The organism is Phycicoccus duodecadis (assembly GCF_002846495.1).
GTDB classification, from domain to species: Bacteria; Actinomycetota; Actinomycetes; order Actinomycetales; family Dermatophilaceae; genus Phycicoccus; species Phycicoccus duodecadis.
The window spans coordinates 1,280,605-1,302,491 of the sequence record NZ_PJNE01000001.1 but is presented as its reverse complement, the minus strand read 5'-3'; the positions used below and the strand labels follow the sequence as shown (position 1 = coordinate 1,302,491).

19 protein-coding genes are annotated in these 21,887 nt (G+C 73.1%); 13 read left to right on the top strand and 6 right to left on the bottom strand.

The window, feature by feature from the left end; translation table 11 throughout:
- The gene (locus ATL31_RS05985) at positions 1 to 2,124 is read right to left on the bottom strand and encodes a bifunctional aldolase/short-chain dehydrogenase (RefSeq protein WP_425440324.1); all 2,124 of its coding nucleotides are present in this window, start codon (positions 2,122 to 2,124) and stop codon (positions 1 to 3) included.
- A 76-nt stretch (positions 2,125 to 2,200) separates the two neighbouring features.
- Here ATL31_RS05985 and ATL31_RS05980 point away from each other — a divergent pair, with 76 nt between their 5' ends.
- Positions 2,201 to 2,959 (top strand): DeoR/GlpR family DNA-binding transcription regulator, encoded by a 759-nt coding sequence (locus tag ATL31_RS05980; RefSeq protein ID WP_101394969.1) that lies wholly within the window; start codon positions 2,201 to 2,203, stop codon positions 2,957 to 2,959.
- 30 nt (positions 2,960 to 2,989) lie between these two features.
- Here the strand turns inward: ATL31_RS05980 and ATL31_RS05975 are convergent, their stop codons facing one another.
- Both ATL31_RS05975 and ATL31_RS05970 read right to left on the bottom strand, forming a co-directional pair.
- Positions 2,990 to 3,760: an SDR family oxidoreductase gene (locus ATL31_RS05975; protein WP_101394968.1), complete on the bottom strand. Its 771-nt coding sequence runs from the start codon at positions 3,758 to 3,760 to the stop codon at positions 2,990 to 2,992.
- A gap of 78 nt (positions 3,761 to 3,838) precedes the next feature.
- The gene (locus ATL31_RS05970) at positions 3,839 to 4,639 is read right to left on the bottom strand and encodes a DeoR/GlpR family DNA-binding transcription regulator (RefSeq protein WP_158239792.1); all 801 of its coding nucleotides are present in this window, start codon (positions 4,637 to 4,639) and stop codon (positions 3,839 to 3,841) included.
- 124 nt (positions 4,640 to 4,763) lie between these two features.
- On the opposite strand from ATL31_RS05970, the gene ATL31_RS05965 reads away from it, so the two are divergent.
- The 10 genes from ATL31_RS05965 to ATL31_RS05920 are packed head-to-tail and all read left to right on the top strand — an operon-like array spanning position 4,764 to position 16,744.
- Positions 4,764 to 5,684: a PfkB family carbohydrate kinase gene (locus ATL31_RS05965; protein WP_101394966.1), complete on the top strand. Its 921-nt coding sequence runs from the start codon at positions 4,764 to 4,766 to the stop codon at positions 5,682 to 5,684.
- A gap of 23 nt (positions 5,685 to 5,707) precedes the next feature.
- Positions 5,708 to 6,598: an aldolase gene (locus ATL31_RS05960; RefSeq protein WP_281256256.1), complete on the top strand. Its 891-nt coding sequence runs from the start codon at positions 5,708 to 5,710 to the stop codon at positions 6,596 to 6,598.
- Entirely contained in the window at positions 6,595 to 8,043 is a 1,449-nt protein-coding gene (locus tag ATL31_RS05955; RefSeq protein ID WP_101394965.1) for an L-fucose/L-arabinose isomerase family protein, read from the top strand. Before ATL31_RS05960 ends, ATL31_RS05955 begins: the two co-directional genes overlap by 4 nt.
- Entirely contained in the window at positions 8,040 to 9,347 is a 1,308-nt protein-coding gene (locus tag ATL31_RS05950) for an ABC transporter substrate-binding protein (RefSeq protein WP_101394964.1), read from the top strand. Before ATL31_RS05955 ends, ATL31_RS05950 begins: the two co-directional genes overlap by 4 nt.
- 13 nt (positions 9,348 to 9,360) lie before the next feature.
- Positions 9,361 to 10,314 carry a carbohydrate ABC transporter permease gene (locus ATL31_RS05945; protein ID WP_101394963.1) on the top strand — a complete coding sequence of 318 codons (954 nt, stop codon included), beginning with the start codon at positions 9,361 to 9,363 and terminating at the stop codon, positions 10,312 to 10,314.
- Between the two features lie 13 nt (positions 10,315 to 10,327).
- A complete protein-coding gene (locus ATL31_RS05940; protein ID WP_101394962.1) occupies positions 10,328 to 11,143 on the top strand; it encodes a carbohydrate ABC transporter permease in 816 nt (271 codons plus the stop codon).
- Between the two features lie 8 nt (positions 11,144 to 11,151).
- Positions 11,152 to 13,467: a TIM-barrel domain-containing protein gene (locus tag ATL31_RS05935; protein ID WP_101394961.1), complete on the top strand. Its 2,316-nt coding sequence runs from the start codon at positions 11,152 to 11,154 to the stop codon at positions 13,465 to 13,467.
- Positions 13,460 to 14,560, top strand: coding sequence for a M24 family metallopeptidase (locus tag ATL31_RS05930; protein ID WP_101394960.1), 1,101 nt, complete (start codon positions 13,460 to 13,462; stop codon positions 14,558 to 14,560). Before ATL31_RS05935 ends, ATL31_RS05930 begins: the two co-directional genes overlap by 8 nt.
- A 14-nt stretch (positions 14,561 to 14,574) precedes the next feature.
- On the top strand, positions 14,575 to 16,014 hold the full coding sequence (locus ATL31_RS05925) for an NAD-dependent succinate-semialdehyde dehydrogenase (RefSeq protein WP_101394959.1): 1,440 nt from the start codon (positions 14,575 to 14,577) through the stop codon (positions 16,012 to 16,014).
- Position 16,015: 1 nt separating this feature from the next.
- A complete protein-coding gene (locus ATL31_RS05920; RefSeq protein WP_101394958.1) occupies positions 16,016 to 16,744 on the top strand; it encodes a TSUP family transporter in 729 nt (242 codons plus the stop codon).
- A gap of 15 nt (positions 16,745 to 16,759) precedes the next feature.
- On the opposite strand, the gene rarD is transcribed toward ATL31_RS05920, so the two are convergent.
- The 3 genes from rarD to ATL31_RS05905 are packed head-to-tail and all read right to left on the bottom strand — an operon-like array spanning position 16,760 to position 20,720.
- Entirely contained in the window at positions 16,760 to 17,773 is a 1,014-nt protein-coding gene (gene rarD / locus ATL31_RS05915; RefSeq protein ID WP_101394957.1) for an EamA family transporter RarD, read from the bottom strand.
- Positions 17,770 to 18,858 carry a 2-oxoacid:ferredoxin oxidoreductase subunit beta gene (locus ATL31_RS05910; RefSeq protein ID WP_101394956.1) on the bottom strand — a complete coding sequence of 363 codons (1,089 nt, stop codon included), beginning with the start codon at positions 18,856 to 18,858 and terminating at the stop codon, positions 17,770 to 17,772. Before ATL31_RS05910 ends, rarD begins: the two co-directional genes overlap by 4 nt.
- Entirely contained in the window at positions 18,855 to 20,720 is a 1,866-nt protein-coding gene (locus ATL31_RS05905) for a 2-oxoacid:acceptor oxidoreductase subunit alpha (RefSeq protein WP_101394955.1), read from the bottom strand. The genes ATL31_RS05910 and ATL31_RS05905 overlap by 4 nt, the downstream gene beginning before the upstream one ends.
- Before the next feature lie 135 nt (positions 20,721 to 20,855).
- Here ATL31_RS05905 and ATL31_RS05900 point away from each other — a divergent pair, with 135 nt between their 5' ends.
- Both ATL31_RS05900 and ATL31_RS05895 read left to right on the top strand, forming a co-directional pair.
- On the top strand, positions 20,856 to 21,221 hold the full coding sequence (locus ATL31_RS05900; protein ID WP_055815194.1) for an NADH-quinone oxidoreductase subunit A: 366 nt from the start codon (positions 20,856 to 20,858) through the stop codon (positions 21,219 to 21,221).
- Positions 21,218 to 21,799: an NADH-quinone oxidoreductase subunit B gene (locus tag ATL31_RS05895; RefSeq protein WP_101394954.1), complete on the top strand. Its 582-nt coding sequence runs from the start codon at positions 21,218 to 21,220 to the stop codon at positions 21,797 to 21,799. Before ATL31_RS05900 ends, ATL31_RS05895 begins: the two co-directional genes overlap by 4 nt.
- Positions 21,800 to 21,887: the final 88 nt, after the last annotated feature.

The window sequence follows — 21,887 nt, the reverse complement described above, 5'->3', positions numbered from 1 at the left end:
TCAGCGCAGGAAGGCGGCGGCGACGCCGGCGTCGACGGGCACGTGCAGGCCGGTGGTGTGCGAGAGCTCGCCGGCGGTCAGGGCGAAGACGGCGTTCGCGACGTGCTCGGGGAGGACCTCGCGCTTGAGAAGGGTCCGCTGGGCGTAGAAAGCGCCGAGATCCTCCTCGGGCACGCCGTAGACCTTGGCCCGCTCGGCACCCCACCCGCCCGCGAAGATGCCCGAGCCGCGGACGACGCCGTCGGGGTTGACCCCGTTGACCCGGATGCCGTGGGGCCCCAGCTCGGCCGCCAGCAGCCGCACCTGGTGCGCCTGGTCGGCCTTCGCGGCACCGTAGGCGAGGTTGTTGGGACCGGCGAAGACCGCGTTCTTGCTCGAGATGTAGACGATGTCGCCGCCGAGGTCCTGCGCGAGCATCACCCGGGCAGCGGCCCGGGAGACGAGGAAGGAGCCCTTGGCCATGACGTCGTGCTGCAGGTCCCAGTCGCGTTCGGTGGTCTCCAGCAGCGGTTTCGAGATCGACAGCCCGGCGTTGTTGACGACGAGGTCGAGGCCTCCGAACGCGAGGACCGTGGCCTCGACCGCGGACTGCACGGCGTCGGCGGCGGTGACGTCGGCGGTGACCGCGATGGCGACGTCGGCCGAGCCCAGCTCGCCGGCGACCCGGGAGGCGGCCTCGCCGTCGAGGTCGGCGACGGCCACGCAGGCCCCCTCGGCCGCGAGCCGCTGTGCGATGGCGCGGCCGATGCCCGAGCCGGCGCCGGTCACGATCGCGATGCGCCCGGCGAGGGGCTTGGGCTTCGGCCGGCGCGCCAGCTTGGCCTCCTCGAGCGCCCAGTACTCGATGCGGAACTTCTCGGACTCCTCGATCGGGGCGTAGCGCGAGAGGGCCTCGGCCCCGCGCATCACGGTGATGGCGTTGACGTAGAACTCGCCGGCGACCCGGGCGGTCTGCTGGTCCGTGCCGAACGAGAACATCCCCACCCCGGGCACGAGGACGATGGCCGGGTCCGCTCCCCGGATGGCGGGGGAGTCCGCCGTCGCGTGCCGCGCGTAGTAGGCGGCGTAGTCGCGCCGGTAGTCGGCGTGGAGCGCGTGCAGGCGGTCCACGACCTCCTCCAGAGGCGCTGCGGCCGGCAGGTCCAGGACCATCGGCGAGACCTTGGTCCGCAGGAAGTGGTCGGGGCAGGAGGTCCCGAGCGCCGCCAGCGGGGCCAGCTTCTCACGGGCCATGAAGTCCAGGACGGCCTCGGAGTCGGTGAAGTGCCCGACCATCCGGCGGTCCGTGCTCGCGAGCCCGCGGATCACCGGCGCGAGGGCGGCGGCCCGCGCCCGGCGCTCGGCCTCCGGTAGTGGCTCGCGCCCCGGCACCACGGCCCCGAAGGGCTCCGCGGACCCGTGTTCGGCGATGTGGGCTTCCGCGGTGCGGATGATGGTGAGGGAGTTGGCTTCGCACTCCTCGCTGGTCGCCCCCCACGCGGTGATGCCGTGCCCGCCGAGGATGCAGCCGATGGCCTGGGGGTTGGCGCGCTGGACGTCCCGGATGTCCAGGCCGAGCTGGAAGCCGGGGCGCCGCCACGGGACCCACACGACGCGGTCCCCGAAGATCTCCGCCGTGAGTGTCTCGCCGTCGGCCGCCGTCGCCAGGGCGATGCCGGCGTCGGGGTGGAGGTGGTCGACGTGGGCGACGTCGACGAGGGCGTGCATCGCGGTGTCGATCGACGGCGCCGCCCCGCCCCGGCCGAACAGGCAGTGGTCGAAGGCGGCGACCATCGCGTCCTCGTGCTCCACCCCGGGGTAGACGTCGACGAGCGCCCGGACCCGGTCCAGGCGCAGCACGGCCAGGCCCGCCGCCGTGAGGGTGCCGAGGTCGCCGCCGGACCCCTTGACCCACAGCACCTCGGCCGGTGCGCCGGTGACGGGGTCGACGAGCTCGCCGCTGGCCGAGGTGTTGCCCCCCGCGTAGTTCGTCGTCCCGGGGTCGGCCCCCAGCCGGTTGCTCCGGCCGACGAGGTCATCGACGGTGCCCATGCGGTCTCCGCTCCTGTGGGATGCCCACGCCGCCCGGGGGGTCGCCCGAGGGCGAGGGCGACTGAGAATGTTACTTGATGTGCGATATTGCACGATCTATCATTCAGAGCCACGCTAGCATCGGGCCTACCGCCCGGCAACACCCTCGGGCGGGACGAAGGGAGGGATCGTGGCCGTCACCGGAACCGTCGACGCCGAGGCGCGCCGGGCCGCCCTCGCCGACCGGCTGGCCCACGACGGCGCTCTCGAGCTGGCCACCGCCTCGCAGGAGTGGGGGGTGCATCCGATGACCATCCGCCGGGACTTCGACGCCTTCGTCCGCGCCGGCGTCGCCCGCCGCGTGCGCGGCGGCCTCGTGGCCCTCGCGGGCGACGACTTCGACCAGCGTCGCCACCAGCACGCAGCGGCCAAGCGCCAGATCGCGGCGAAGCTCCTCGCCCTCGTCCCCGCCGACGCGACCGTCGCCCTGGACTCGTCCACGACCGTCCACGCCCTCGCCGGGGCCCTCACCGACCAGCGGGTCACCGTCGTGACCAACGGGCTCGGCGCCTTCCACGCCCTCCACGGGCGCGAGGGGGTGCGGACCTACCTCACCGGCGGGGAGCGCGAGGAGCAGAACCAGAGCCTCGTCGGGTCCCTGGCGGTGCAGGCGATCTCGCAGTTCAGCGTCGACCTGTGCCTGCTCTCCGCGATGAGCGTCGACCCGGTGTTCGGCACCAGCGAGCTCACCCTGGAGCAGGTCGCCGTGAAGGAGGCGATGGCCGAGGCGGCGCGCACCTGCGTGCTGGCCGTCGACGCCAGCAAGCTCCAGACCCGGTCCCGGTTCCGCTCGCTCGCCCTCTCCCGCTACGACGTCCTCGTCACCGAGATCGACCCCGACGACGAGCGGCTCGACCCCTACCGCGGGCTGGTCCCGGAGATCCGCTGACCGAGGGGGCCGGACGCCGCCCGGCCGCGGTCACACGGCGGTGTACCCGCCGTCGATGACGAGGTCCTGGGCGGTGAGGTAGGCCGACGCGTCGGAGGCGAGGAAGGTCACGAGACCGTGGAGGTCGGCGGGCTCGCCCATCCGCCCCAGGGGGATCTGCCCGACCCACTGGGCGGCGAGGTCGGGGTTGGCATCGGTGAACTGCCGGGTCATCTGGGACAGGAAGTAACCGGGCGAGACGGAGTTGACCCGGATGCCGCGGGCCGCCCACTCGACGGCGGTGGCCTTGGCCAGCATCGACACCGCGGCCTTGGAGGCGCTGTAGGAGGCCTGGCGCTGGGGGAGGTTGACGATGGAGCCGGACATCGAGGCGACGAGCACCGCGCTCCCCGGGCGGTCGGCGGCGAGGAGGCCGCGGGCGAAGGCCTGGAGCGCGAAGAAGGTGCCGTCGAGGTTGACGGCCATGACCCGGCGCCACTCCTCCGGGCTCACGTCCACGGTGTCGTTCCACACCGTGATGCCCGCGGCGGTGACCAGTACCTGCGGCGTCCCGAGCGTCGCCGTGACGTGGGCGAAGGCCGTCCCGACCGAGTCCGGGGAGGTGACGTCGGTGACGGCGTGGGTGGTCCCGACCCCGTGGTCGGCGGCCAGCCGCTCGGCGGAGTCGGCGACGTCGGGCAGGACGTCGAGGAGGGCCACCCGGCATCCCTGGGCCGCGAGCGCCTCCGCGACCGAGTAGCCGAGGCCGCGGGCGCCGCCCGTGACGAGCGCGACCCGCCCGTCGAGGTCCGTGTACGTCATCGTCGACTCCCTATGTGCGGAAATGTGAAAGTAGCACCAGGGGACACCGTAGCGGCCCGATGTCGCGCGGACGTCCCCTCAGGCGCTCCGCTCCGGGCGCGCGAGGATGACCGCGGTCGACGTGTGCCGCAGGAGGGCCTCGGTCTCGTCCGGCAGCGGACCATCGGTCACCAGCGCGTCGATCCGGTCCAGCGGGCAGAGGAGGACCGGCGCCGTCGTGGCGAACTTCGAGTGGTCGGCGAGCAGGACCACCCGGTCGGCCACGTCGATGAGGGCGAGCTTCGTGGGTCGCTCGTTGTCCGTGGCGACGTAGACCCCGCGCTCGTCGACCGCGGCGGCGCCGAGGAACAGGGTGCCGACCCGCAGCCCCTTGACCGCGTCGACCGTCATCTGCCCCGCGAAGGCCTGGCTCTCATGGAGGAGCTCGCCGCCGAGGGCCACCACCCGCACGCGCCCCCGGCTGAGCAGGAGCTGGATCACGGGCACGGAGGGCGTCACCACGGTGCCGGCGAAGTCGGAGGAGAGGGCCCGGGCCACGGCGTAGGCCGTCGTGCCGGCGTCGAGGGCCACCGTGTCCTCGGCGCCGATGAACTCGTGGGCCTCCCGGGCGATCGCCGCCTTCGCGGCCGACTCCAGGCCGGACCGCGCGGCGAAGGCCGGGTTGTGCATGGGTCCGTGGAGGAGGCTCACCCCGCCGTGGACCACGCGTACCTCGCCGTGCTCCTCGAGCTTGCGCAGGTCGCGCCGGACGGTCATGTCGGAGACCGCGAGGTCCTGGGTGAGGCTGGCCACGGAGATGAAGCCGGTCTCCCGCAGGCGCTCCAGGATCCACCGCCGTCGACGGGGCGCGCTGACGTAGCGCATCGACTTCTCGTCCACCGATCCACCTCCTGGGCTCCCTGAAGAATACTCGACACAAGTTGTTGACTTTCCAACATTCATTGTTAGGCTCCCCACATCGCCCGGGTCGCCGCCGACCGGGGAGTCTCGAAGGAGAGCCGCGATGAGTCAGACCGCCGCCCGTGACGGGAAGGCCCCGACCGTGTTCGTCGGTGCGGCCACCATGGACTCCATCGCCGTCGTCGCCGGGTACCCCGGCCCGGACGAGCGGGTCGTGGCCGAGGGGCTGACCTTCGCGGGTGGGGGCCCGGCGGCGACCGCGGCCGTGAGCGCCGCGCGACTGGGTGTGTCCTGCGCCTTCGTGGGCACCGTGGGGGACGACCTCGACGGGGAGCGCATCCTCGCCGAGCTGGAGAGCGAGGGGGTCGACGTCTCCGGCGTCACCCGGGCCCGCGGCCGGAGGTCGGCGGCGAGTGTCATCGTCGTCGACCGCACCCACGGCACCCGTGCGATCTGCGCCCGGCCCGGCCCCCCCGTCGACACCTCCCTCGGCGCCGACCTCATCGCGGCGGCCGAGTGGGTCCACGCCGACCACCTGGGATGGGCGGCCGTGCGGGCCCTGGTCGACCCGGGCTCGGACGGCCGACCGGCTCTCTCGGTGGACGCCGGCAACCCGATCCCCGACTTCAGCCCCCGCGGGGTGGACCTCTACGTCCCGACGGTGGCGGCGCTGCGACGCGACCACGGCGATGCGCCGCCCGAGGCGCTCGTCCGGGCGTCGCACGCCCTCGGCGCCCGGCGGGTGGTCGCGACCGACGGGGGGCGCGGCTCCTACGGGGCCGACCCAGGAGGCGACGTGGTCCACGTGGCGGCCGTCCCGACCGACGTGGTGAGCACCCTCGGGGCCGGCGACGTCTTCCACGGAGCGCTCGTCGCGGCCCACGTGCGCGGGGTGCCGCTCGAGGACGCGCTCCGCTACGCCAACGCGGTGGCGGCGGCGTCGTGCACCGGCATCGACGGTCGCTCCGCCATCCCCTCCCACGACCGGGTGCTCCGTCACCTGGGCACCGTCCCGCTCACCTGACCCCGTCCGCAAGGAGACCCCCAGTGTCCGACCCGACACCGACCCCCGCCCCGCCGGACCTGTCCCGGCTGACCAGACCCGGCGGCGGCTTCGCCATGCTCGCCGTCGACCAGCGCGAGGCGATGCGATCCATGTTCGCCGAGCACCAGTCGGCCCCGGTCACCGACGACCAGCTGCGGCACTTCAAGGTGCTCGCCACGCGCATCCTCAGCCCCTACGCCAGTGCCGTCCTCGTCGACAAGCAGTTCGCCTTCGACGCGGTCGTCGCCGAGGGTGCCGTGGCTCCCTCGTGTGGGCTCATCGCGGCCGCCGACCACTTCATCGCCGGGAACGGGGAGCACGTGACCGACGTAGAGATCGACGAGGCGGTCGACCCCGACGAGGTCCGGGCACAGGGCGCCGTCGCCATGAAGCTCCTCGTCATCCACCGTCCCGACGGCGACCCGGACGCGCGCACCGACATGGTCCGCCGGTTCGTCGACCGCTGCCACTCGGCCGGCCTCCTCAGCATCATCGAGCCGGTGGCGAAGGCCCCGCGCGACGGGCGCGCCTGGGACTGGAACGCGTGCGTCGTCGAGGCGGCCCGTGAGCTCGGCTCGCTGGGGGCCGACCTCTACAAGGCCGAGGTGCCGTACAAGGGGGAGGGGGAGGCGGGGGACATCCGCCGCGCCTGCGCCGAGATCACCGAGGCCGTGGCCTCCCCATGGGTCGTCCTCTCCTCGGGGGTCCCGACCGAGCTGTTCCCGCGGGCCGTCGAGCTCGCCTGTGAGGCCGGTGCCTCGGGTTTTCTCGCCGGACGTGCCGTGTGGGCCTCGGTCGTCGGGAGTGCCGACCTCGAGGAGGACCTCCTCCAGGTCTCGGTGCCCCGCCTGCAGCGGCTGGCCGAGATCGTCGACGCCGGGGTGTCCCGATGACCGCTCCCCGCCCCCGGGTGGCGCTGGTCGCCACGGCCCGCCCCACCTTCGCCGTCGACGTCGCGAGGGAACGAGCAGCGCAGGCACGCGAGCTCCTCGTCGCGCTGGGTGCCGAGGTGACGGGCCCGTCCGGACTCGTCATGACGCCGGAGGACCTGGACGAGGCCGCCGGCCACTCCTTCGACGACGTCGACCTGGTCGTCAACGTGTGCGCCAGCTTCTCCGACGCCAGCCCCGCGCTGCGCCTCTACTCCGAGGTGGACGTACCGATCCTGCTCTGGGCCTTCCGGGAGCCCGGCCCGGTCGGTGACCGGCTCTGGCTCAACAGCCTGTGCGGCGCGAACCTCTTCGGGCACGCCCTCGTCGTCCACGCGGGCCGGGTACCTCACCTCGTCCACGGCGACCCGGGCGAACCCGCCGTCCGGGACGCCCTCGCCCGGGCGCTCGCGGGCGAGCTCCCGGCCGCGCCCTCGCTGCCCGACGTCGTCGGCGAACGGGCCGGTGACCCCGAGGCGGTCGAGCGCGCCCTCGGGTCCCTGCGGGGCCGCACCCTCGGTCTCGTGGGCGACGCGCCCGCCGGGTTCACCCCCAGCCGGTACGACGCCGCCCTGCTCGAGGAGCTCTTCGGCATCGGGGTCGACGAGATCTCCGTCGAGGACATGTTCCAGCGGGTCGCAGCGGTCGACGAAGGGCAGCGGGAGGACGAGCGCCGCGCCGCGACCGCCGCCCAGCCGTCCCTCGCCGCCCTCGACCCTGCGCAGGTGGCGCTGTCGGCCGGCGTCACGTCGGCGATGCGGAGCTGGGGGGAGGACTCCGGGCTCTCGGGGATGGCGATCCGCTGCTGGCCCGAGTTCCCGTCGTCGCTCGGCGTCTGCCCGTGCTCCTCGCTGTCGCGGCTCGCCGACGCCGGCACCCCCACGGCGTGTGAGCGGGACGTCTACGGGGCGGTCACGATGATGCTGCTGGAGGCGCTCGGTTCCGGCACCACCTACCTCGTCGACACCGTCGACCTCGAGGCCGACGACAACCTCGTGCGCCTCTGGCACTGCGGGGCGGCCGCGACGTCGCTGGCCGCCGACCCCTCGGACGCCCGTCAGGACGTCCACTGCAACCGCAAGATCGGGGTCGCCGGGAACTTCCCGCTCCGCACCGGCCCGGTCGTGATGGCACGCCTCACCGAGGACCCGGTGGCTGGTGGCCTGCGCCTCCTCCTCGCCTCGGGCGAGTCGGTCCCGGAGCCGAACCGGTTCCAGGGCAACACCGCCGCCGTTCGCCTGGACACCTCCGCGGAGGAGTTCGTCCAGGCCCTCGTCACCGGCGGCTTCCCGCACCACACGGTCCTCGCCTGGACCGACGTACGACCCGCCCTCCGCACCGCAGCCGACCGGCTCGGTGTCCCCGTCATCGAGTTCGCCACCGCAGAGTCCACAAGGAGTGCCTCATGAACAAGAACACCTTCGGCCAGCCGCTCAGCCGCCGCACCGCACTGCAGCTCCTCGGGGTCGGCGGTGCCGGTGCCGCCCTCACCGCCTGCGCCGGCCCGGGGAGCACCGCCGGGGCCACCAGCGCCGCGTCGGCCCCCGCGACCGGGAAGCCGACGGGGGCGATCTCCTTCGCCCACTGGCGCGCCGAGGACAAGGACGTCTTCGCCAAGCTCATCACGGCCTTCCAGTCGGCCACGCCGGACGTGACGGTGCGCCAGGACATCTCGCCCTCGAACGACTACCAGTCCTCGGCCCTGCAGCGGATCCGGGGCGGTTCGGTCGGTGACGTCTTCACGGCCTTCCGCGGCGCGCAGTTCGTCGACATGGTCAAGGCCGGCGTGTACTCGGACATGTCGAAGCAGGCGGTGGTGCAGCAGTACGAGCCCTCGCTCATCACCGCGGGTCAGCAGGACGGCACGCAGTACGGTTTCCCGTACCAGGTCGTCTTCAACATGCCCGTGACGAACGAGGACATCATCGGCAAGGCGACGGGGGGCACCCCGCCCAAGGACTGGCAGTCCTTCCTCGACCTCTGCGACAAGCTCAAGTCCCAGGGGCTGGTGCCGATCGCCTGGCCCGGGGGCGACCCCGGCAACGCGGGCCAGCTCTTCAACTCGATGGTCATGAACAACGCCCCGAGCGACGACATGTGCGCCAAGATCGAGTCCGGCGAGTACAAGTGCACCGACGACTGGTTCCTCACGACGCTGAAGCAGTACCAGCAGCTCAAGCCCTACTTCCAGCCGAACTCGACGGGCACGGCGGTCGAGCCCTGCCAGCAGATCTTCGCGACGAAGAAGGCAGCGATGCTCGCCACGGGCAGCTACCACATCGCGGCCATCCGCGCCCTCGGGGCGACGTTCCCGATGAACGTGATCTCCCCGATCACGACCTCCGCCGACAAGGCGAAGTACGAGGGCATCTACAACGCCACCTTCATCCTCGGCGTGAACACCCACTCCCAGCACCAGGCCGCGGCCTTGGCGTGGCTGGAGTTCCTCTCCCAGCCGGCGAACGCGGGGGAGTACGCGAACGGCACCAGCCAGCACGTCACGGTCAAGGGCGTCGAGTACACGAACCCGGACCTGAAGGCCCTGGCCCCCTGGCTGCAGAAGAAGACCCTGCTCGCCCCTCGCTTCCAGTTCAACAACCTCGACATCCGCTCCGCCGTCGAGGGCGCCTGCATCGCGGTGGTCGGCGGCAAGTCGCCCGACGCCGCGGCCGCGGACGCCCAGCGCGTGGTGGACCAGCAGCGCAGCCAGTAGGAGGAGGAGTGAGATGACCGAGACCCTCCAGGACAGGTCCCGCCGCGTCGCCGACGGCGAGGCCCCCACCGGGCGGCGGCGCCGATCCGCCGCCGCCCGGACCCACCCGGGGCTGTGGCTGTTCCCCCTCCCGGCGCTCGTCCTCTACGCCGTGTTCTTCGCCGGGCCGACGATCCAGGCGTTCCAGTACTCCATCACCGACTGGGACGGCTTCAGCGCCGCCTTCCAGAACGTCGGGACGTCGAACTTCGAGAACATCGCGACGAACGACGACCTCTTCCTGGGCGCGGCGACGAACAACCTCAAGTTCCTCCTCGTGGTCGTCATCGCCCAGACCGTCCTCTCGCTCCTCCTGGCGGTGCTGCTGCAGCGCAACTCCCGCTCGTCCACGACCCTCCGGGCCCTGTTCTTCCTGCCGGCGATCCTGTCGTCGGTGTCGGTGGCCTTCGTGTGGAAGTTCATGTACGACCCCAACTTCGGCCTCATCAACCAGGTGCTCGGCGGGATCGGCCTGGACGGGTTGAAGAGCAGCTTCCTCGGCAACGCCTCGACGGCCATCTACTGGGTCGCGCTGACACAGGTGTGGGCGCACGCGGGCCAGCTGATGGTGATCTTCGTCGCCGGCCTCCAGCAGATCCCGGAGGAGCTCTACGAGTCGGCCGCCCTCGACGGCGCGAGCCAGTGGCAGCGGTTCCGCTTCGTCACGTGGCCCCTCATCGCGCCGGCGACGGCGATCGTCGTGGCGTACACCACGATCCAGTCGTTCAAGGCCTTCGACCTCATCCTGGGCCTCGGCGGCAACCCCCCGAAGGGCTCCCTCGACATCCTGTCCACCCGCATCTACACGACGTTCACGAACTCACGGTTCGGTTACGCGGCAGCGGAGTCCATCGTGTTCATGGCGATCATCGCCCTCGTCAGCCTCCTGCAGCGCAGGGCCGTGCGACTCACCCAGCACGGCGTTTGAAAGGAGTGTCGTCATGGCCGCTTCCCTCGCTCGGCGCCTGGTCCTCGGCATCTACGCCGCCATCATCGTCGTGCCCCTCGTCGTCGTCGTCGCCGGCTCGTTCAAGACCACGCAGCAGCTGTTCCGCTCGCCGTTCGGCCTGCCGTCGTCGCTGGCTCCGACGAACTACCGCACCGTCCTCACCGACGCGAGCATGTCGACGGCGTTCGTCAACAGCGTGATCGTGACCGGCGCCGCGGTGGCCCTGACCCTGGCCATCGGCAGCCTGGCCTCCTACGGCCTCGCCCGCATCCCCGGGTGGCGCGGATGGGTGCTCTACGGCTTCCTCGTCCTGGGGATGGCCGTTCCCGCACAGTCGAACATGATTCCGCAGTACGTCCTCTTCCAGAACCTGGGGCTGCTCGACAGCCGCGTCGGGCTGATCCTGATCGAGATCGTGGCGGCGCTGCCGGTCGCGGTCTTCATCCTGACGGGGTTCATGCGCACCCTGCCTCGCGAGCTGTTCGAGGCCGGGCTCGTCGACGGCGCCGGCCCCTGGCGCACCTACCGCTCCATCGCGCTGCCGGTCTCGCTGCCGTCCCTCGCGGCCACCGCGATCTTCCTGTTCGTCATCCAGTGGAACGACCTGCTCTACCCACTGCTCTTCATCCACGACCCGACGAAGACGACCCTCCCCCTCGCGCTGCTGAACTTCCAGGGCGAGTTCCTGACCAACTACCCCCTGCTCTTCACGGGGGTCATCGTGGCCTCGACCCCCTTGGTCATCGCCTACGTCCTCCTCCAGCGCTACTTCGTGGCCGGCATGACCGCCGGCTCCGTGAAGGGATGACCCGGTCCATGGCCGACACCCTGCTCCTGCGGCACGTCCGGCAGGTCCGTACCGACGCCGACGGCTCGAGCGTGACGCTCGACGTCGACGCGATCCGAGGCGTCCAGCTCGGGATCATGCCCGGCTGGCTCACCGGCGAGCCGCCCGAGGAGCAGGGGGTGGAGACGGGGATGCCCAACCTGCCCCACCTCGACCTCCCGCCCACGGACGTGACGCCCTACGCCCTCCGGGTCACCTCGCCCGCGCCGGCGACGGTGCGCCTCACCCTCGCTCCGTCCGGCTCCGCCGCGCTGGACGACGACGGCACGCGGCTGGGCATCGTCGTCGACCCCGCCCCCGGCCCGGTCCCGCTGCGGGTCGACGAGGGTGAGGGTGAGGTCGTGGTCACCGCCGGCCGGGTGCGCCTGCGGGTCGGCCGGCACCCGTTCACCCTCACCGTCGAGGACTCCGGCAGCGGGCAGGTCCTGCTGCGGTCCGCGCACCGCCTGCGCCAGGTCGCGGGGCTGATGATGGCCCCGACCGCGCTCGTCGACGCGTCCGGGCTGAGCCTCAACCTCGAGCTGTCCCCCGACGAGGACGTCCTCGGCTTCGGTGAGCAGTTCGGGCGGCTCGTCAAGAACGGGCAGCGCCTCGTCCTGCGCAGCGAGGACGCGTGCGGCACCGGGACGGGCCTGGCCTACAAGCCGGTTCCGTTGTGGCACTCCGCCACCGGGTACACCGGCTTCCTCAACACGGGGGCCGTCGTCACCGCCGACGTCGGGCATCAGCGGCCCTCGGTCCTCGGTCTCACGGTGGCGGACGACGCCATCGACCTCTACGTCGTCGCCGGCCCCTCACCCAAGGACCGCTTGACGACCTACACGGCGCTCACCGGCCGAGCCGAGGTCCCCCCTCTGTGGGCGTTCGGCTACTGGATGGGCCGGTGCCGGTACCACGACCGGGAGGAGATGCTCGGCGTCGCCCGCACGATGCGCCGCCACGCCGTCCCGCTCGACGTGCTCCACCTCGACCCCGACTGGCTCGTCGTCGACCGGCTCAACTGCGACTTCATCTGGAACGAGGAGCGGTTCGGGAACCGGCGGGACTTCGTCGCGGCCCTCGAGGAGGAGTCGGTGCGGCTCTCGGTGTGGGAGCTGCCCTACCTCGACCCCGCGAGTCCGCGGTTCGCCGAGGCGGAGGAGAAGGGCTTCCTCGTCCGCCGTACCGACGGCACGCTGGCCGCCATCCAGAAGACCCCCACGCCGGACGGCCGGATGCGCGCGCTCGTCGACTTCACCAACCCGGAGGCCGCGGCCTGGTGGCAGGAGATGCACGAGGCGTTCCTCGACGACGGGGTCGCGGTGTTCAAGACCGACTTCGGCGAGGCCCTGCCCGACGATGCCGCGCTCCACGACGGCACCCCGGCCCACCAGGCGCACAACCTCTACCCGCTGCGCTACAACGCGACGGTCAGCGACGCCATCCGCCGGTACACCGGTCGCACCCCGCTCGTCTGGGGCCGCAGCGGGTGGGCGGGCTCGCAGCGCTACCCGGGGCAGTGGGGTGGCGACGCGGAGTCGACCGTCGTCGGCATGCAGGCGACCGTGCGGGGAGGGCTCTCCTACGCCCTCAGCGCCCCGGGCCTCTGGAGTCACGACATCGGCGGCTTCTTCGGGCCGGAGCTCACCCCGGGCCTGTACGTGCGGTGGACCCAGATGGGTGCGCTCTCGCCCCTGATGCGCGCCCACGGCCTGCGTCCGCGTGAGCCGTGGGCCTTCGGGGACGAGGCGCTCGAGGTGGCACGACGATGGGTGCGACTGCGGTACTCCCTGCTCCCCACGCTGTGGCAGGTGGCGCACGAGGCGGCCGCCCACGGCTGGCCCGTGATGCGCCCGCTCGCCCTGGAGTTCCCCGACGACCCGGTCGCGGCGCAGGTCGACGACGTGTTCATGGTCGGGTCGGACCTCCTCGTGGTCCCGGTGTTCGACGACGGCACGGCACCGGTGCGCCGGCGCTTCTACGTGCCGGAGGGGACCTGGCACGACATCGTGACGGGGAAGACCTACGATGGGCCCCGGTTCCACGAGGCCGAGCTCGCCCTCGATGCGATGCCCGTCCTCGCCCGGACGGGGTCCGTCATCCCCCGGATCGAGGTCGACGAGGCGGTCCGTCGCACCGACGACCTGATCGGGCGGCCATGGACGCTGCACCTGTTCGGCCCCACCGCCGACGAACACACCCTCGTCGGGTTCGACGGCGCCCCGCTCCACGTCACGCTCTCCGGCGACGCCGTCGCCGCCACGGGCGGCCAACCCGTCCAGACCCGTGCCGTGCGCCATGGATGACCGCTGGGCCGACCTGGCGGGCAAGCTCGCTGCCGTCGCGCGGCTCGCGGAATCCGCGGGGGTGACCCGGGTCGTCATCCGGGAGCCGGCCACCCTGGCGTGGTTGTTCGGCGCGCGGGTCCACGTCCCCCAGACCCTCGACGCCGCCTGTTTCGACGTGCTCGTCGAGCCCGGTGTCGGCGGCGCGCCGCCCGGGCTGACCGTCGTGACCAACGCCATCGAGGCGCCGCGCCTGCGGGACACCGAGCTCGCGGGGCTGCCGGCGTCCTGGGTCGTCGTGCCGTGGTGGGAGCCGCGGGACACCCGGCTCCCCACCGGCGCGGGCACGGGCAGCGACCGGCCCCGCGGGGCCGACGTCGACCTGTCCGCCGGTCTCACCGCGGCGCGCCGGGTGCTCACCCCCGGCGAGCAGCGACGGCTCGCCCAGGTGGCCCGGGACGCCGCCGCCGCGGCGACCCGCGCCGCGCACCGCATCACCCCGGAGCACAGCGAGTACGCGGCGGCCGGTGCCGTGGCCGACGAGCTGCTGTCCGCGGGTCTCGACCCGGTCGTCCTCATGGTCGCCGGCGGTGACCGGGGCGGGCGCCACCGCCATCCGCTGCCGACGACGGCACCCCTGGGCGAGCGTGCCATGCTCGTCTGCTGCGCCCGCCGCCACGGGCTCGTCGCTAGCGTGACGCGGTTCGTCAGCTTCGCCCCGCTCTCGGCGGCGGACCGGGACGCCTACTTGGCCCTCCTCGAGGTCGAGCGGGTCTTCCTCGACCGGAGCCGCCCGGGCGCACGCCTGGGCGACGTCGTGGCCGCCGGAACGGCCGCCTACGCCGGCGCCGGGCTGGAGCCCACCGAGTGGCACCGCCACCACCAGGGGGGCCTGACGGGCTGGCAGCCGCGGGAGTTCCCCGCGCACGCCGGCAGCGACGTGCGCCTCGCCGCCGGCATGGCCGTCGCGTGGAACCCCAGCACCGACCGCTGGAAGGTCGAGGACACCGCCCTCGTCCGCGCCGGAGGCCCCGAGCTCCTCGTGGACGACCCGGCCTGGCCCGTCCTCACCGTCGGCGACCGCCCGCGACCCGATGTGCTCGTCCGCACCTGACCCAAGGAGACCCCGTGACCGACCCCACGCCCACCGCCGCCCGCCACCTCATCGACGGCCGCTGGGAGGACTCGGCCGGGACCGTCGAGGTCCGCAACCCCGCTGACGGGGGTCTCGCCGGCACGGTGGCCTGGGGCACGCCCGAGGACGCGCACCGGGCTGCCGACGCCGCGGCCGCCGCCCTGGACGCCTGGTCGTCGCGCCCGGCGCGCGCCCGCGCCGACGTCCTGCGGGCGGCAGCGGACCTGGTGGCCGAGCGGGCGGACGACATCGGGCGCCTCCTGGCGGTCGAGGCGGGCAAGCGGCTGCCCGAGGCCGTCGCCGAGGTGGGCTTCTCGGCGGAGTACTTCCGCTGGTTCGCCGAGGAGGTGCGCCGACCCGAGGGCGCCGTCGTGCCGCACGAGGTCCCGGGCCGCCGGCACCTCACGCTCCGCCGCCCGGTGGGCGTGGTCGCCTCGCTGTCGCCGTGGAACTTCCCGTGCTCGATCCAGGCGCGCAAGCTCGCCCCGGCGCTCGCCGCCGGGTGCACGGTCGTGGCGCGGGTCTCGGAGAAGGCGCCGCTGGCGGTGACCGAGCTCGTCCGGTGCCTCGTCGACGCGGGCGTCCCCGACGGCGTCGTCAACCTCGTCCACGGCCCGGCCCGCGAGCTGACGACCACCCTCGTGGGTCACCGCGCCGTACGGGCCGTCAGCTTCACCGGCTCGACCCGGGTGGGGCGCGAGATCATGGCCACGGCCGCGGAGCGGGTCGTCCGGCCCCTCCTCGAGCTCGGGGGGGACGCCGCCTTCATCGTCTTCGAGGACGCCGACATCGATGCCGCCGTCGAGGGCGCGATGCTCGCGAAGTTCCGCAACACCGGTCAGTCGTGCATCGCCGCCAACCGGTTCGTCGTCCACGAGCGGGTCTACGAGGAGTTCACCGGGCGCTTCGTCGAGGCGGTCGACCGGATGACCGTCGGGGACGGGCTCGCCGACCCCTGCCCGGACCTGGGGCCCGTCATCGACGCCGAGCGGGCCGACGCCGTCCGAGGCATGGTCGCGCAGGCCCTCGATGCCGGCGCCACGCAGCTGACGCGGCCCTTCGACCTCCCGAGCGGGGGAGCCTACGTCGCGCCGACCCTGCTGGCGGACGTCCCGACCACCTCCCCGCTGGGGTGCGAGGAGGTCTTCGGCCCCGCCGCCGCCGTGTTCCGGTTCAAGGACGAGGAGGAGGCGCTGGCCCTGGCCAACGCCACCGAGATGGGCCTCGCCGGGTACTTCTGGTCCCGCGACGTCGGGCGCATCTGGCGGGTCGCGGAACGGCTCGAGGTCGGCATCATCGGGGCCAACACCCCACTGCCGAGTGTCGTCTTCGCACCCATGGGCGGGGTCAAGCAGTCCGGGCTCGGCCGCGAGGGCGCGGCGGCCGGCCTCGAGGAGTTCCAGGACGTGCGGTACCTCGCGCTGGGGCTGTGACGTGGCGGTCGACCACCTGCTCCTGCTCCCGGTCGGGGTCCTCGCGGGGGCGCTGACCCAGCGGGTCACGGGGGTCGGCTTCGCGCTCGTCAGCGCGCCCCTGCTGGTCCTGGCCGCAGGCCCGTTCGAGGGCATCGTCCTGGCCAACCTGCTCGGCCTCATCGTCTGTGCCGTGGTCCTCGCCCGTACCTGGCGGGACGTCGAGTGGCGGCGCGGGATCCTCCTCGTGATCCCGGCGCTGGTCGTCATCCCGGTCGGCGCGTACGTGGCGCGCCACGTCCCGGGGCCACCCCTACTCGTGCTCATCGGGAGCCTCGTCCTCGTCGCGCTGGCCCTGGTCCGGTTCACCTCCCGGCTCACCGCCCTCCACGGACCGGGGGGCGCGATCGCCGCGGGGGCGTCCAGTGGCTTCATGAACGTGACGGCCGGGGTCGGGGGCCCGGCGATGGTGCTGTACGCGACGAGCACGCGCTGGGAGCACCACCGGTTCGTCGCGACGTTCCAGTTCTACTCGATCATCGTCAACGCCGCCTCGCTGACCGCCAAGGGGGGCGTCGGCCAGCTCGCCCCGGGCGTGGTCGCGGTGGCCGTGGCCGCCCTGGCGGTGGGACTGGTCCTGGGCGACCTGCTCGCGCGGCGGGTGAGCCGGGCGCGGGCCGCCAAGGCGGTCATGGTCCTCGCCGTGGCGGGGGCGGTCTCGACGGTGGTCAAGGGTCTGCTCGCGCTGTGAGCGCCGCCCGCCCGGTCAGACGGTTGGCTCGGGCTGCGCCGGCCCGGCACGCCGCGCCCGCCTCGCGCTGTGCCCGGCCACCAGCGAGTCGTACGACAGCACCGCCAGCGCCACCCACACGATCCCGAACCCCACCCAGAGGCGCCCGGACACATCCTCGCCGAGCAGGGTCACGCCGACCGCGAGCTGGAGCACCGGCGTCACGAACTGGATGAGCCCGACCGTCACCAGGGGGATCCGCCGGGCCGCCGCCGCGAACAGCAGCAGCGGCACCGCGGTGACCACGCCCGACAGCACCAGGAGCGTCGTGTGGCCCGCTCCGTGCCCGGTGAACGTCGTGGCACCCTGCGCGCCGAGCACCACCAGCACGACGACGGCCACCGGCGAGAGGGCGGCGGTCTCGGCCGCCAGCGAGTGCATGGCCGGTAGCGACGCCCCGACCTTCTTCTTCACCAGGCCGTACAGCCCGAACGAGAACGCCAGCACCAGCGGGATCCACGGCACCACCCCACCGGCCACCGCCAGCCACACCGAGGCCAGGGCGCCGATGCCCACGGCCACCCACTGCAGGGGGCGCAGGCGCTCGCCGAGCACCACGACCCCGAGCGCCACGGTGACGATGGGGTTCAGGAAGTACCCGAGCGCCGCCTCGTAGGTGCGCCCGGTGAGGACCGCCAGCACGTAGATGGTCCAGTTGGCCGCGATGAGCAGCCCGGCCACCGTGATCCCGGCGACCAGCCGCCGCCGGCCGAGCACGCCGCGCACCCAGCCCAGGTCGCGCCGCACCGCGAGGACCAGGGCGCACACCGCGAGGGTCCACAGGATCCGGTGGGCCAGGATCTCGAACGCCCCGGCCGGGGCCAAGGCCGCGAAGTACAGCGGGAACAGGCCCCAGATGCCGTAGGCCAGGAAGCCGTAGCCGGTGCCGCGACGCACCTCGGCCGCCGCCTCGACCGCCGCGTCGGTGGCAGCGTCGTCCCCCGGCTCGGAGGCGGGGGACCCGGAGGGCTCGGACGCGCCCCCGCTCACCCCACGGTCCAGGTGTCGCGGCCGCGCAGCAGCGCGTCGAGGTCGTCGTCGCCCGCCGGGCCACCGGCCGCCTCGACCGCGGCGTCGACCTGGGCGCGCACGAGGTCGTCGTAGGTGGGCCGCGCGACCTGCCGGAAGATGCCCATCGGCACGTGCGTCATCTCGGGCGAGTCCAGCCGCGAGAGCGCGAACGCCGCCGACGGGTCGTCCGCACCGGCGTCGTGCACGACGACCTCGCGCGCACCGACCTCGGCCTCGGGCACGAACTCCTGCGCGCCCCCGGCGACCCGCACCAGCACCTTGCGCTCGTCGTCGGCGCCCACGGTGACGGGCTCGCCCGAGCGCAGCCGCACGATGCGCGCGGCCTGCTCGGTGCGGTCCTTCAGCACCTCGAAGGCACCGTCGTTGAAGATCGGGCAGTTCTGGTAGATCTCGACCAGGGCGGTGCCCCGGTGCTCGGCCGCCGCCTTGAGGATCGTCCGGAGCTCGGCCCGGTCGCTCTCCATGGCGCGCGCCACGAAGGTGGCCTCGGCGCCGAGCGCCAGCGACACCGGGTTGAACGGCCGGTCGACCGACCCCAGGGGGCTCGACTTGGTGACGGTGCCGGGGCGCGACGTGGGGGAGTACTGGCCCTTGGTGAGCCCGTAGATCTGGTTGTTGAACAGCAGGATCGTCATGTTCACGTTACGGCGCAGCGCGTGGATCAGGTGGTTGCCGCCGATCGAGAGCGCGTCGCCGTCACCGGTGACGACCCACACCGACAGGTCCGGGCGCGAGGTCGCGAGCCCGGTGGCGATGGCCGGGGCTCGGCCGTGGATCGAGTGCATCCCGTAGGTGTCGAGGTAGTACGGGAACCGCGAGGAGCAGCCGATGCCCGAGACGAACACGATGTTCTCGCGTCGCAGCCCGAGCTCGGGCAGGAACGACTGCACCGCCGCGAGGATGACGTAGTCGCCGCAGCCGGGGCACCAGCGCACCTCCTGGTCGGAGGTGAAGTCACGCTTGGTCTGCGCGGCCTCGCCGTCGGGCTGGTGGGGGACGTGCGCGAGCCCGCTCGCGGGCATCCCCAGGTCGGTGGTGGTCATCGGACCTCCTCGAGGGTCTGGGAGACGACGTCGGCCAGCTCGACGGTCGTGAAGGGCAGGCCGCGCACGGCGGTGTGGGAGCGGATGTCGACCAGGTACTTCGCGCGCAGCAGCAGCGCGAGCTGGCCGGTGTTCATCTCGGGCAGGACCACGCGGTCGTAGCGGTGCAGGACCTCGCCGAGGTTGGCCGGGAAGGGGTTGAGGTGACGCAGGTGCGCCCGTGCCACCGACCGCCCGGAGTTGCGGACCACGCGGGTGGCCGCGGCGATCGGGCCGTAGGTGGAGCCCCAGCCGATGACCAGCACGCGCGCGTCGCCGGTGGGGTCGTCGACCTCGAGGTCGGGCACCGTGACGCCGTCGACCTTGGCCTGGCGCAGCCGCACCATCCGGTCGTGGTTGTCGGGGTCGTAGCTGATGTCGCCGGTGACGTCGGCCTTCTCGATGCCGCCGATGCGGTGCTCGAGCCCCGGGGTGCCCGGCACGGCCCACGGCCGCGCGAGGGTCTCGGGGTCGCGCAGGTAGGGGCGGAAGACCGGCTCGCCGGCGTCGTCGGTCGCGTTGGGCTCGGTGGCGAGGTCGACCGGCCCTCCGGGCAGCTCGGCGACGGACGGGACCGACCACGGCTCGGAGCCGTTCGCGAGGTAGCCGTCGGACAGCAGGATGACCGGGGTGCGGTAGGTGGTGGCGATGCGCACGGCGTCCATGGCGGCGTCGAAGCAGTCGGCGGGGGTCCGGGCGGCGATGACGGGCACCGGCGACTCGCCGTTGCGCCCGAACATCACCTGCAGCAGGTCGGCCTGCTCGGTCTTGGTGGGCAGGCCCGTCGACGGGCCGCCGCGCTGGATGTCGACGACGACCAGCGGCAGCTCGAGCGAGACCGCGAGGCCGATGGTCTCGGACTTCAGCGCGATGCCCGGGCCCGAGGTGGTGGTGACCCCGACGGCGCCACCGTACGCGGCGCCCAGGGCGATGCCGATGCCGGCGATCTCGTCCTCGGCCTGCACGGTGGTGACGCCGTGGCGCTTCATCCCCGAGAGCGCGTGCAGGATGTCGGACGCCGGGGTGATGGGGTACGACCCGAGCAGCAGCGGGCGTCCGGCGCGGTGGGCGGCGGCCACCAGCCCCAGGGCCAGCGCGGTGTTGCCGGTGACGTTGCGGTAGGTGCCGGGGGGCATCGGGGCGGGCTGCACGACGTAGCTGGACGCGAAGTCCTCGGTGGTCTCGCCGTAGTTCCAGCCGGCGCGCAGGGCGGCGAGGTTGGCGGCCAGGATCTCGGGGCGGGCGCCGAACTTCTTCTCGAGGAAGGCCTCGGTGCCGGTGGTCGGGCGGGTGTACATCCACGAGAGCAGGCCGAGGGCGAACATGTTCTTCGCCCGCTCCTTCTCCTTGCGGCTCAGGCCCTCGAAACCGGCCAGGGCCTCGACCGTGATGGAGGTGAGCGCCACCGGGTGCACGTGCCAGGAGTCGAGGCTGCCGTCGTCGACCGGGTTGCTGCTGTAGCCGACCTTGCCGAGGTTGCGCTTCGTGAACTCGTCGGTGTCGAGGATGAGCGTGGCGCCGCGAGGCAGGTCGGGGAGGTTGGCCTTGAGCGCGGCCGGGTTCATCGCCACCAGCACGTCGGGGGCGTCGCCCGGGGTGAGGACGTCGTGGTCGGCGAAGTGCAGCTGGAAGCTGGAGACGCCCGGCAGGGTGCCCTGGGGGGCGCGGATCTCGGCCGGGAAGTTGGGCAGCGTCGACAGGTCGTTGCCCAACGCTGCGGTCTCGGACGTGAACCGGTCGCCGGTCAGCTGCATCCCGTCGCCGGAGTCGCCGGCGAACCGGATGACGACGCGGTCGAGGGTCTGGACGGTCTTGCTGGTCACGGCGTTCCCTGGGGTGTCGGGAGTCGGGGTCGGGCGCCCACCGGGGCGAGGGCGCACCGCTTCCCATCGTACGTCTGGGGCGGCCGCCGGCCCTCGCCCGGACCGGCCCGCGGAACCCGGCACTAAGGTGGGCGCATGGAGGGCTACCTCGCGGTCGCGGCGGTCGTGCTGGCCGGTGTGCTCCTCGTGACCGCGGCCATGGTGGCCCGGCGTCTCGTCGCCCCACGCGCGGTCACCGCGGCCGGCCGCACCACCTACGAGTCGGGCGTCGACCCGGTCGGCACCGGGTGGGCGCAGAGCCAGGTGCGCTACCTGTCCTTCGCCTTCCTCTACGTGGTGTTCGCGGTCGACGCGGTCTACCTCTTCCCGTGGGCGCTGGTGCTGCGCGACTCCTCGCTGGGGCTCGCCTCGCTGGTCGAGGTGCTCGTCTTCGTCGGGGTCGTCCTGCTCGGGCTCGTGCACGCTGCGCGCCGCGGGCTGCTGCGCTGGGACCTGCGATGAGCGTCGACCTGCCGACCCCGCGCGTCGGCCCGCTCGCCGAGCACGCGCCCAAACCCCTCCGGGTCGTCCTCAACTGGGGGCGCCGGTACTCGCTGTGGGTCTTCAACTTCGGCCTCGCCTGCTGCGCCATCGAGTTCATCGCGACCTCGATGGGCCGCCACGACTTCATCCGGCTCGGCGTCATCCCCTTCGCGCCGGGGCCGCGCCAGGCCGACCTGATGGTCGTCTCGGGCACCGTCACCGACAAGATGGCGCCGGCGATCCGCCGCCTCTACGACCAGATGCCCGAGCCCAAGTACGTCATCTCGTTCGGGGCGTGCAGCAACTCCGGTGGGCCGTACTGGGACTCGTACTCGGTCACGAAGGGCGTCGACCAGATCGTGCCGGTCGACGTCTACGTGCCGGGCTGCCCGCCCCGCCCCGAGGCCCTGCTCCAGGGCATCATCCGGCTCCAGGAGAAGATCGCCGACGAGCGCGTCTCGGGCGCCGCCATCGCCCAGCGCCGGGCCGGGCGCTTCGCGGGGCACCGGGCCGCCACCGCCGCCGACGTCACCCGCGGGCTGGTCGCCAAGCCGTGAGCCCCGGCCCCGGGCTGGTTCTTCGGGGTTGCCGGGCTGGCCGTCGTAGCGGCCCGGACCGTGCTGCACCGCCCGGCCGCCCCCGCTC